The sequence below is a fragment of the Thermomicrobiales bacterium genome (assembly GCA_023954495.1).
Classification (GTDB): domain Bacteria; phylum Chloroflexota; class Chloroflexia; order Thermomicrobiales; family CFX8; genus JAMLIA01.
This window is the reverse complement of the sequence record JAMLIA010000011.1, coordinates 47,257-58,341: the sequence shown is the minus strand read 5'-3', so window position 1 is coordinate 58,341 and position 11,085 is coordinate 47,257. Positions and strand designations below refer to the sequence as shown.

The 11,085-nt window shown below is 62.5% G+C and carries 10 protein-coding genes; 2 read left to right on the top strand and 8 right to left on the bottom strand.

Translation table 11 applies throughout. From position 1 onward, the window contains the following. From M9890_03840 to M9890_03805, 8 genes are all read right to left on the bottom strand, one after another. The coding region (locus M9890_03840) for a hypothetical protein (protein MCO5176092.1) at positions 1 to 492 on the bottom strand (492 nt) is incomplete at its 3' end. A 15-nt stretch (positions 493 to 507) separates the two neighbouring features. Next, positions 508 to 906 carry a hypothetical protein gene (locus M9890_03835; protein MCO5176091.1) on the bottom strand — a complete coding sequence of 133 codons (399 nt, stop codon included), beginning with the start codon at positions 904 to 906 and terminating at the stop codon, positions 508 to 510. Positions 907 to 914: 8 nt separating this feature from the next. Then, the gene (locus tag M9890_03830; protein ID MCO5176090.1) at positions 915 to 1,382 is read right to left on the bottom strand and encodes a hypothetical protein; all 468 of its coding nucleotides are present in this window, start codon (positions 1,380 to 1,382) and stop codon (positions 915 to 917) included. Continuing rightward, positions 1,379 to 2,626 carry a molybdopterin molybdotransferase MoeA gene (locus tag M9890_03825; protein ID MCO5176089.1) on the bottom strand — a complete coding sequence of 416 codons (1,248 nt, stop codon included), beginning with the start codon at positions 2,624 to 2,626 and terminating at the stop codon, positions 1,379 to 1,381. Before M9890_03825 ends, M9890_03830 begins: the two co-directional genes overlap by 4 nt. A gap of 134 nt (positions 2,627 to 2,760) precedes the next feature. Continuing rightward, positions 2,761 to 3,624 (bottom strand): formate dehydrogenase accessory sulfurtransferase FdhD, encoded by an 864-nt coding sequence (gene fdhD / locus M9890_03820; protein MCO5176088.1) that lies wholly within the window; start codon positions 3,622 to 3,624, stop codon positions 2,761 to 2,763. Further along, a complete protein-coding gene (locus tag M9890_03815; protein ID MCO5176087.1) occupies positions 3,608 to 4,594 on the bottom strand; it encodes a 2Fe-2S iron-sulfur cluster-binding protein in 987 nt (328 codons plus the stop codon). The genes fdhD and M9890_03815 overlap by 17 nt, the downstream gene beginning before the upstream one ends. Continuing rightward, complete coding sequence (locus tag M9890_03810; GenBank protein MCO5176086.1) at positions 4,591 to 6,477, bottom strand: NAD(P)H-dependent oxidoreductase subunit E; 1,887 nt, start codon at positions 6,475 to 6,477, stop codon at positions 4,591 to 4,593. Before M9890_03810 ends, M9890_03815 begins: the two co-directional genes overlap by 4 nt. Then, positions 6,478 to 8,427 (bottom strand): molybdopterin-dependent oxidoreductase, encoded by a 1,950-nt coding sequence (locus M9890_03805; protein MCO5176085.1) that lies wholly within the window; start codon positions 8,425 to 8,427, stop codon positions 6,478 to 6,480. It lies immediately after the preceding gene. 329 nt (positions 8,428 to 8,756) lie between these two features. On the opposite strand from M9890_03805, the gene M9890_03800 reads away from it, so the two are divergent. Continuing rightward, positions 8,757 to 10,343, top strand: a complete 1,587-nt coding sequence (locus tag M9890_03800) for a bifunctional (p)ppGpp synthetase/guanosine-3',5'-bis(diphosphate) 3'-pyrophosphohydrolase (GenBank protein MCO5176084.1) — start codon at positions 8,757 to 8,759, stop codon at positions 10,341 to 10,343. Beyond that, on the top strand, positions 10,286 to 10,990 hold the full coding sequence (locus tag M9890_03795) for a hypothetical protein (protein MCO5176083.1): 705 nt from the start codon (positions 10,286 to 10,288) through the stop codon (positions 10,988 to 10,990). The genes M9890_03800 and M9890_03795 overlap by 58 nt, the downstream gene beginning before the upstream one ends. Positions 10,991 to 11,085 lie beyond the last annotated feature (95 nt).

Genomic DNA, 11,085 nt, shown 5'->3' with positions numbered 1-11,085 from the left:
GAGGAAGCCCTCACCATCAAAACGGAAACGGATCGTTTTGATGACGCGGATGTCCGTGTCCTGCGGTGCTGCGCCGTCGCGTACCTTCGAGACCAGCACGATCTGGCTCCCGGAAGGCGACCAGGCGAAGTCTTCAACCGGTCGGTCCAGCGATGTCAACCGTGTTGGCTCACCACCAGACACCGGCACGAGCCAGATCTGACCCTTGCCCTTGTCGTCAGGGTTGCGGTCGGATGTGAACGCGATGGTCTTCCCGTCTGGCGACCAGCGCACCATCCCATCGCGATGGTTGCCGTTGGTCAATCGACGCGCGTCGCTACCATCGGTGGGTGCCAGCCAGATTGCGGCGTAGTAGCGGTTCTCGTCTTCGTCTGCACGACCGACGGTGTACGCGATCAGGCTGCCGTCCGGCGATGCCTGCGGCTCGCTGACCGTGCGGATGCGAAACAGATCGGCCGGTGCGACGGTCATTGTTTTCTGCGTCGTTGCCATCTCACTCCCTCAGTGTCATTCGTCCCAGCGCTGGCCGCCGAGTGCTGCTTCAATGAGCCAGGACAGCACCAGACCAGCGAATCCAAACAGGAGGCACATCAATAAGGCGAGCAGCCCGTAATTGGTCGCTCGGTCGATCAGCGTAACCCGAATCGCGGAAATCGAGAAGCCCGGACTTGCGACCGCCAGCGCGAAGAGCATCGAGCCCAGCACCGAGGCCGCGACGAGCGCGAGCGCGCTACGCCCGAGATCGCCTATCGCCAGCGAGAGCAGCGTCCCCACGATGATGAGCGCCGGAAGCAGCCAGATGTCGCTCACGCGCACCAGCGTCAGATCGCGCAGGTCAGTCGTCGTGCTGGCAACAATGCCGGCGTTCGCCACGCTGGCCACTACGATGATGAAGATCAGCCGCACCGTATCTCTCATTCGGGCAGGTATCGAACGACGAACGGAATCCAGACCGGATCGATCGCCGGATTCAGTTGCACCTGAACGCGTCCGGATACGCGCCAGTCCAACGGCGTCTTCGCGCGCCGCACGTACTCCTTGTCATTGATCCGCAGCGGCACTGTGACTGTGTAGGATTCGCCACGTCGCAACGTTGCTACCTCGCGAAACTCCCCGCCGCCGGTGTCGTGCACGCCAATCTGCACCCGCAACTCGACGACGAGCACGGTGACCTGCTCATCGGTCGGATTCGAGATGACGAACTCGGTCTGGATCGGATCATCCGGGCTGACATAGTCGAACCTCGTGAGCGTCAGCCCGAGTTGGTCGTACGCCTGGTAGGCCGAATTAAATCGCCCAGACGCGACCACGAGGTTCGCACCGGCCAGAATTGCAATCAGTATCAGGACGCAGAGGGCTATCGTCCGCCGCGTTGTTGTCATAAAGCGGCAGGTCCGGGTGGCTCGATCAGTACGGCGTCGAGCGTCGATCCAGCCGGGTAGTAGTCGTCGTTCGGATGCACGATCAGGAACGCATTCGAGCCGACGAATGACATCAGCCGCGCCGACATCTGCGAGCCAGTTGTGCGCACCTGCAGCGTGCCGTTTCGCGCAACGCTGACGACGGCGCGTTGATACTCGATGCGGTCGGACGGCTCGATGTCGTGGTCCAGCGTGACCTGCACGGTCGGGAAGCTGTCGGGCGCAGTTGATTGCATGATCTGGATTGCAGGTCGGACGAACAGATGGAAGCAAACAAGGCAGGAGACGGGATTTCCGGGCAGACCGAACAGCAGCTTCTTGTTGCCGCTGTCGTCCGTCGTTGTCGCGAACGTCATCGGCTTGCCGGGCTTCATGAACAGGCGGCGGAAGTGCACCTCGGTCATCTCTCCGAGGATGAGCTTGATCAGATCCTTGTCGCCCATCGAGACGCCACCGCTCGTCATCACGATGTCCGCTTCGGCCAGCGCGTTAGTGAGTGCCGCGCGAACGTCGTCCTCCTCGTCGGCGATGTGGCCGACGCGAACGATCTCGGCCCCGGCACGACGCGCCGCAAGCTCCAGCGAGAACCGGTTGGAGTCGCGGATCTGGCCGGGACCCGGCATCTCACTCGGGTCAACAAGCTCATTTCCGGTCGAATAGATCACCACGCGGGGGCGGCGGCCAACACGGACACTTGCCTGTCCGAGTGAGGCGAGCAGACCGATCTCCGGCGGCCCGAGTCGGGAACCCGCCGCGATCAACAGGTCGCCTTCACGTAGGTCAGCGCCGATTTGCCGGATGTTGGAACCGGCCGAAACGCTCGCTTGGTGAATCGCAACCTGACCGTCGACCTGCTCCGTGTTTTCCACCTGCACGACTGCGTCTGCACCTTCCGGCACCGGCGCGCCGGTCATAATCTTGGCCGCCGTGCCCGGGGTGACTTTCACGGTCGCCGCATCGCCGGCAAAGCCAGAGCCGAGCACGTCGCGCAGTTTCGACGGATCGTCGTGGACGACGGCGTAGCCGTCCATCGTCGCAGCAGGAAATGGCGGGAGGCTCACATCAGCGACGAAGTCGTCAACCAGAAACCGATCGCCTGCCTGATCGAGCGGCACAAACTCCGGCTCAAGTGCCTCAACGTGGCTGATGACGATCTTGCGCGCCTCGTCAGGATGGAGGAGTCGATCGACCTGGGGCTGAGTCATGAAAAGAACCTCCGCCGGTTGCTATCAGTTGATCGCGCATATGATAGCCCGACTTTCCGCTGGCGTCGCATAGCGGCTGCGCCGAGCGGCGCATGATCCGTCGGCGCTGCAGGTGTGGTCTGTACGTCCTGAATCTAGCCGCGGGACAAACGCTCCGGCGCGCTGTAGACATTGAATCCGTCGGCGCGCACAAAGCCGCAGAGGGTGATATTGAAGTTCGCCGCGAGCGAGACGGCCAGGCTCGATGGAGCACCGACTGCTGCAACGATCGGGATGCGCGCCATCAGCGCCTTCTGCAGCAGCTCGAAGCTGGCACGTCCGCTGAGCAGCAGGATGCGATCGTCCTGCCGTGCCTGCCCGGCGATTACCTGTTTCCCGATCAGCTTGTCGAGCGCGTTGTGCCGACCAACGTCTTCGCACAAATCGAGCAGCTTGCCGTTCGCGTCGAAGAGGCCCGCGCCGTGGAGTCCGCCCGTTTTCTGAAAGACAGACTGTGCAGAGCGAAGCCGCTCCGGCAACTGCTGGATGATCGTTGGATCGACAACGAGCCCGTCCGTCAGCGGCGTGCACGCCTGCATCTCCAAAGCCTCAAGCGACGCCTTGCCGCACACACCACAACTGGAAGTTGTGTAGAAGTTACGTTCGACGCGCGAGAGTTCGATGTCCAGCCCGGTTCGGAGCGTGACCGAGACGACGTTGAGATATTGCTCCTCCTGCACGTCATCGTCGAGACAGTAAGAGACATCGACGAAGTCCTCGCGGCTGGCAATCAGGCCCTCGCCGAACAGAAAGCCGATGGCAAGCTCGAAGTCGTCGCCGGGCGTGCGCATCGTAATGGCAATCGGCCGACGGCTGGTGACGCCTTCGACCGATTGCACGATTCTGATCTCCATCGGTTCTTCGACCGCGACAGTGTCAGTGTTGACCGTCCGGCCGTCAGCGCCGATGCGCGTTACCTGCGCGGGAAGATGAGTGTCCTGTTCAGTCACCGGCGGCATCGGAGCGGTCCCCATCCTGTGGGGGCGACTCAGCGCGGTTCTGGACGAACTGCCAGCCGAATCGACCCTTGATACAAAGATGTCCTGAAGTGACGTCGTGGTCGAGCGGCGAGGTGACCTTTACGATCTGATTATCCTGAACGTGGAGCGAGAGAGTGCAACCGACACCGCAGTATGGGCAGATTGTATCGGTGACCGTCTGCTCTTCTTCGTGCCAGGTGCCGTTTTGGCGCATCTCGTACTCGGTCGTGAACATCAACGCGCCGGTCGGGCAGACGCCAATGCAGTTGCCGCAGAAGACGCAGGCCGAATCGCCGAGTGGCAGATCGAACTCGGTCGAGATGCGCGTCTCGAATCCGCGCCCAGCCGCTGTGATCGCAAACGTATTCTGGGCATCTTCACCACACGCCTCGACGCACTTGTAGCACAGGATGCAGCGCGAGTAGTCGCGGATGTAGAGTGCGTTGTCGTTCTTGACTGGTTGATCCACCGTTGCGGCATAACCGTTCGGCGTCTCGACGTGGTGACCGGCTTTGGCCGCGTCGCGGGAGCCCAGGACTTCCGGTGGTGCAGGCGGGCCGAAGCGTTCCGGCTCAGCCTCGTACGTGCCGAAGTAGCCCTGTACCTCGTCGGACGCATACTCCATATCGACTGAAGACCCGAGCAACTCCATTACCAGCTTGCGGCTATGGCGAACGCGCTCGCTGTCGGTGTGAACGACCATTCCCGGCTCAACAGCGCGAGCACAGGCTGGCACGAGAGCGCGTGAGCCCTCGACCTCTACCACGCAGACGCGGCAGACGTTCACCGGCGTCAGCGTCTCCAGATAGCACAGTGTTGGCGTCTCGATGCCCACGCGCTTTGACGCGTCGAGGATCGTCGTGCCTTCGGGTACCGTGACTTCCTGTCCGTCGATTTGGAGCGTAACAGTGCGACGCGCAAGCTGCGCGAATGTGATCATCGTACTCATGAGGCTCTTCCGTTCTGAAACACCGGAAGCTTTTGCACGGCAGATTGAACCGCGTTGGCCGCCGTCTGTCCGAGACCACAGATCGATGCGTCGCGCATCACGAGCGCCAGATCGGCCAGCCGCTGATGCTCATCCTGAATTGTGCCGAGCGTATTGCCGGACGCCAGCCGCAGCAGCGCCTCCTGCTGGCGGACAGTGCCGACGCGGCATGGCACGCACTGTCCGCACGATTCGTCGCGGAAGAACGCAGCGATGCGCAGGACCGTGTCGGTCAGGTCAACCGAATCGTCGAACACCATCACCACGCCAGAGCCGAGCGAAGCGCCGGCAGCGCGTGTGTCCTCGAACGTCATCGGCATGTCGAGCTCGTCCGGCGTCAGGAAGGTGCTGGCTGCCCCGCCGAGCAGTACCGCCGTGAGCGTCCGACCAGCAGGGACGCCGCCGGCGCGCTCGATGATTTCACGCAGCGTCATACCGTACGGATACTCATAGGTTCCCGGTCGCTGTACACATCCCGAGACACAGAACAGGCGCGTGCCGGTCGAACCCTGCGTGCCGACTTCGGCGTAGGCAGGCCCGCCAATGCGCATGATTTCGAGGACGTTCACGAACGTCTCGACGTTGTTTACGACCGTTGGCTTCAGGAACAGGCCGACCTGTGTCGGGAATGGCGGCTTGTTGCGCGGCTCGCCTCGCAGACCTTCGATCGAGTTGAACAGCGCCGTCTCTTCGCCACAGATGTAGGCACCTGCACCGCGCCGGATGGTGATGTCAAACGAGAACCCGGCACCCATGATGTTGTCGCCGAGCAGACCGCGTTGCCGAGCAGTGTCGATCGCATGCTGCAGCCGCTCAAGCGCTAGCGGGTATTCGAAGCGCAAGTAGATGAAGCCGGTCTCGGATCCGGTGGTGTATCCACCGATCGTCATCGCCTCGATGAGCGCAAACGGGTCCTCTTCCAGGATGACGCGATCTTTGAACGTGCCCGGCTCAGACTCGTCGGCGTTGCAGATGAGGTAGTGCGGTCGCGCCGGTGCGCGTGCGACGTCATTCCACTTGCGCCCGGTTGGGAAGGCAGCACCGCCGCGCCCGGTCAGGCGCGCGTCGTTGATCTCTCGAATGACGCCCTCCGGCCCGAGCGTAATCGCTCGTCGCAGCGCCTCGTATCCACCAGTTGCGCGGTACTCGTCGATGCTGGTTGGATCGACATTGCCGATCCGCCGGAGCAGCCGGAGGCCATTGCCTTCGGGATCGGCAGATTGCGGCACTGCGTCACCGCCGCTGCGCTGCGGAGTCGCCCCGGCTGGGCCGTCCATGAGCGCCGCCAGCGTCGACGGGATGCTGGCTGGTGCCAGCGTGACTTCGACCGGCGACTCGCCCGCGTGATGCATCAGGACAGCCGGCGCGCAGTCGCAGTGGCCGAGGCACGGGCTGCGGTGCCAGGTGACAGCCCCGTCGAATGCCGGTGTCCCGGCAGGGCCGAGTCGTTGCTCCAGCGCCTCGCAGATCTGCAGTCCGCCGCGCATCCGGCAGGCGATGTCATCACAGACGTGCGCGACGATCGGCGGATGTGGCTCGGTTGAGAGCAGCGCGTAGAAGCTGGCAACGCCCCACGCGTCAGCTGGTGGCACTCCGAGCCGCTGACAAACGTAGTTCAGGCCGCCGGGGCTGATATAGCCAACCCGCATCTGCAGTGCTTGCAGCGCAGGCAGCAGCTCGTGTCTGCGGCCGCGGAGCTCGTGGCCCCCGTGGCCGACATGACCTTCGTTCGACGTGCGCGTTTCTGCGCCGTGCCAGGTAGTTTCGGGCGTCCCGAGCAGCCCGTCGATGACCTCACGTTCGGCATCGTTCGGGGCGGCTCCGGGAATCAGATGGAGATCCACTCAGTGCTCCCGTACTCCCACGGCTGCTCCGACCAGCTCCGGTACCTCTCCGGTTGGGAGCTTTTCGATCCGGATCGCAGCCGCCTTGAATTCGGCCGTCCCGGATTTCGGGTCGGTCGCATCAATCGTTAGAACGTTCGTCGCCGTTGAGTCCTGATAGTGGAACGACATAAAGGCAAGGCCGGGACGCAACGTCGGATCCAGCTTCACTGCTGCATGGATAGCGCCGCGCCGTGAAACTACGAGAATGACCTCACCGTCTTCCACGCCATGCATTGCTGCTTCATCGGGGTGAATGTCGATCGTCTCGCCACTGCGCAGCGGCGAGCGGAACCCGCCGGTCTGCACGCCGGTGTTGAAGCCATCCAGCCGCCGCCCAGTCGTGAGCCGCAGCGGGAACTCGTCCGTCAGCTCATCCAGCGGTGGCGAATGATGAACGGCGTGGAACGGCGCAGGTGGGCCGAGCAGCGGATCGGTCCAAAGTCGATCGTGCAAGAACGGACTGCCCGGATGGTCCTCGCTCGGGCAGGGCCACTGCAGGCCGTCAAGCGCCTCAAGCCGCTCGTAGCTCATGCCACGATGCCATTCTGAGAGCTCGCGAAGCTCGTCCCAGACATCTTCGGCCGACTCATACGACCATTCCTGGCCGAGGCGGCGAGCGATATCCATCATGATGTCGCTGTCATCGCGCGCGTTGCCGGGAGGGTCGAGCGCCTTCCGAACGAGCTGGACGCGCCGCTCAGAGCTGGTCACTGTCCCCTCGGATTCGCACCACGAAGCGCTGGCCGGCAGAACCACATCAGCGAGCTGCGCCGTCTTGGTCATGAACATGTCCTGAACGACCAGATGATCGAGACCCTCCAGCAGTCGGACTGTCCGCAGTTGATCCGCCTCTGATTGCGCCGGGTTCTCGCCGACGACATAGAGCGTCGTCATCTCGCCGTGCTCCATAGCGTCAAGCATCTCGGACAGGTGCTTGCCCTTGACCGGCGGGATTGGATGTCCATACATGCGCTCGAACGGCTCGCGCTCGGCGTCGTTCTCAACGTCGTATCCACCGGGCAGCTTGTTCGGGATCGCTCCCATATCGCCGCCGCCCTGGACGTTGTTCTGACCGCGCAGCGGCACGAGTCCGGCCCCGTAGCGGCCGATGTGGCCGGTCAGCAGCGCCAGATCGATCAACGCAAACACGTTGTCAACCGCGTTGTGATGCTCGGTGATGCCGAGCGTCCAGCACAGTTGCGCCCGGTCGACCCGTGCATAGGTGTGAGCCAGCTCGCGGATCGCCGCCGCCGGAACGCCAGTGATCTTCTCGGCATACTCCAGTGTGTATGGCTCGACCGACTCGCGGTATTCATCAAATCCGGTCGTCGCGCGTTCGATGAACGCCACGTTGTGCAGGCCGGCTGCGATGATCTCGCGACCGATGGCGTTCGCCAACGCAACGTCCGAGCCGACATCCAGCCCGAGCCACGTGTCCGCCCATTGCGCCGAGACGGTGCGGCGTGGATCGACCACATAGAGGCGGGCTCCGTTGCGGATGCCGCGCAGGACATGGTGAAAGTAGATCGGATGCGTTTCGCGCGCATTCGATCCCCAGAGAATGATGAGGTCAGTGTGCTCGGCCTCTTCGTACGAACTTGTGCCACCGCCCGCTCCAAATACTGCCGTCAGACCGACGACGCTTGGAGCGTGTCAAGTGCGGTTACAGGAGTCGATGTTGTTGGTGCCGATCACCTGCCGGGCGAACTTCTGAGCGAGATAGTTGACCTCGTTGGTTGCTTTCGAGCACGAGAACATCCCGAATGTGTCGGGACCGCGCTGCTCGATGGCGCGCCGGAAGCCGGTCGCCGCGCGTTCCAGCGCCTCGTCCCAGCTCGCCGGCCGGAACTCGCCGTTCTCGCGAATCAGTGGCTGGGTCAATCGGGTATAACGCATCCGCTTCGCCATATCCCACTCCTTTCCGCCACGTGCGGCAGGCTACCTGGGACGATGTTGGCAGAGCGCCGCTATGCGTGGAAGGTTGTCCAAGCGAATTTGTGTTACGCGCTTACTATATGACAAGCGCTGTCACGGTCAGGATAACGTTCCCTGCCGGAAAGGGCAACGGACGCGCGCATTGCAACACCAATCCGATGGCATCTCTCGTGCGCTGCCCGAGCGCATCGTCGAGATCTTGCGCCATTTGGCACAATTAGGCTGCACGACAACTGCATCCAGACGACCAATCGGAGTATTGCCGAACGGCGCCGGGACGAGTCGAATCGACGGCGGTGAATATGGCTATTCCTGCAGCAGACAAAACGCAATACGAAGAGCAGCCGGATCTCGAGACGCTCCTGGCGGTGATCCATCGGCGCATGCCAGATATGGATACTGAGGTCGTCGAGCGCGCCTACCATTTTTCCAACAATGCCCACGACGGCATCGTTCGGAAGTCAGGCGAGCCATACATCATTCACCCCGTGGCAGTCGCGATGATCCTGGCGGAGATGCAGCTCGATCCCGAGACGCTCTCCGCCGCGCTGCTGCACGACGTGGTCGAGGATACCGACACCGAGATCAAGGACATCGAGAACGAGTTCGGTGAGCGGATCGCAGCCCTGGTCGAAGGCGTGACCAAGCTGAGCCAGATCCCGTGGTCTGGCGAAGGGACGGACGACGACCGCGCGACACGCGAATCAGCGCGTCAGGCAGAGAGCCTGCGCAAGATGTTCCTGGCGATGGCCGACGACGTCCGCGTCGTGCTGATCAAGCTGGCCGACCGACTGCACAACATGCGTACGCTGTACCACCTGAAGCCCGCATCCCAGCAGCGCATCGCACAGCAGACTATGGAGATCTACGCGCCACTGGCAAATCGACTCGGTATCTGGCAGATCAAGTCCGAGCTAGAAGATCTGTCCTTCCGCTACCTCGATCCGCAGCAATATTTCGGTGTCGTTCGCGCGCTGGAGCGACGTGGCACGGACGGCGAGACCTATATCGAACGCGTCCGCGAACAGCTCCAGGAAGCGCTCGACCCGCTCGGCATCAAAGCTGAAATCACGGGGCGCGAAAAGCACATCTACTCGATCTGGCGCAAGATGCAGCGCAAAGAGGCGCGGTTCGACGAGATCTATGACGTCCTTGCGCTGCGCATCATCGTGCCCGAGAAGCAGGACTGCTACGCCGCGCTCGGCGTGATCCACTCCCTTTGGCGACCGATCCCCGGCGAGTTCGATGACTACATCGCGACTCCTAAGGAGAGCATGTACCAGTCGATTCATACCGCCGTGTTCGGGCCGGAAGGCCACTCGATTGAGATTCAGATCCGCACGACCGAGATGCACCACGTCGCGGAATACGGCATCGCTGCTCACTGGCGTTACAAAGAAGGCGGCAAGGTCGATCCGTCGCTCGACGCTAAGATCACCTGGTTGCGCCAGCTCATGGACTGGCGCGAGGAAGTCGTCGATGCGCAGGAGTTCGTTGAGTCGCTGAAGTCCGACGTCTTCCGCGAGATGATCTACGTCTTCACGCCGCGCGGTGACATCGTCGAGTTGCCGGCCGAGGCGACGCCGATCGACTTCGCCTACCGCATTCACACTGAGGTCGGCCATCAATGCGTTGGCGCGAAAGTCAATGACAAGCTGGTGACGCTGGACTACAAGCTCCAGAACGGCCAGGTTGTTCGGATCATGACCAGCAAGACGAAGGTCGGCCCCAGCCGCGACTGGCTGATGCCATCCAACGGCTTCGTCGTAAGACCGCCGGTGCCCGCGAGAAGATCCGTCAGTGGTTCCGTCGTCAGGAGCGCGACGAGAACATCGCGCAGGGACGCGACGTCCTTGAGCGTGAGCTGCGCCGCCTTGGCATCGAGATGAAGCTCGATGACATCGCCCGTCAGTTCCACTCCTACCAGCGTCTCGACGACTTTCTGGCGGCAGTCGGCTACGGCGGCGTGACGCCGCAGCAGATCGCCACGCGCCTGGTTGAGTCGCGCGAGCCGGAAGTGCTCACGCCGCCGCCGACGCATTCATCAATCACTGGACCGTCGACCTTACAGGTAATGGGCGTTGGCGACCTCTACACGCGCCTCGCAAACTGCTGCAAGCCGGTTTATGGCGACGACATCGTTGGCTACGTCACACGCGGACGCGGCATCACCGTCCATCGTGCCGACTGCAGCAACATGCGTAACGTCGATGAGGACGGGCGCAAGGTGCATGTCAGTTGGGGTGAGCAGGCGACTCGTTCCTATCCAGTGGCGATCCGGATCGAGGCGTGGGATCGCGTCGCACTGTTGCGTGATATCACCGGGCTCGTTGCTGACGAAAGCGTCAATTTGCTCTCGGTGCTGACCGACGTGCATCCTGACCGCACGGTCACCGTCCTGATGACGATCGAGGTCTCGGGCGTCAAGCAGCTCAGCCACCTTCTCCAGCGTGTCGAGGCCATCCGTGGCGTCTTCGACGTGCGCCGCGAGCTCAGCCAGACAGCCGCCGGAGCAGCCCGCGCCAACCACGATTAGTCCCTTCGAACCCCGTCCTTCAACCTTGACTCTACCCGTATCAACTGCTATCCTTTTCAGTCGTTAGCACTCAACAACGATGAGTGCTAAGTCTG

What these genes read in the sequence shown, in the direction of transcription:
- M9890_03830 (MCO5176090.1), bottom strand. Translation starts at nt 1,382, where the DNA reads ATGACAACAACGCGGCGGACGATAGCCCTCTGCGTCCTGATACTGATT.
- M9890_03825 (MCO5176089.1), bottom strand. Translation starts at nt 2,626, where the DNA reads ATGACTCAGCCCCAGGTCGATCGACTCCTCCATCCTGACGAGGCGCGC.
- fdhD (MCO5176088.1), bottom strand. Translation starts at nt 3,624, where the DNA reads ATGCCGCCGGTGACTGAACAGGACACTCATCTTCCCGCGCAGGTAACG.
- M9890_03815 (MCO5176087.1), bottom strand. Translation starts at nt 4,594, where the DNA reads ATGAGTACGATGATCACATTCGCGCAGCTTGCGCGTCGCACTGTTACG.
- M9890_03800 (MCO5176084.1), top strand. Translation starts at nt 8,757, where the DNA reads ATGGCTATTCCTGCAGCAGACAAAACGCAATACGAAGAGCAGCCGGAT.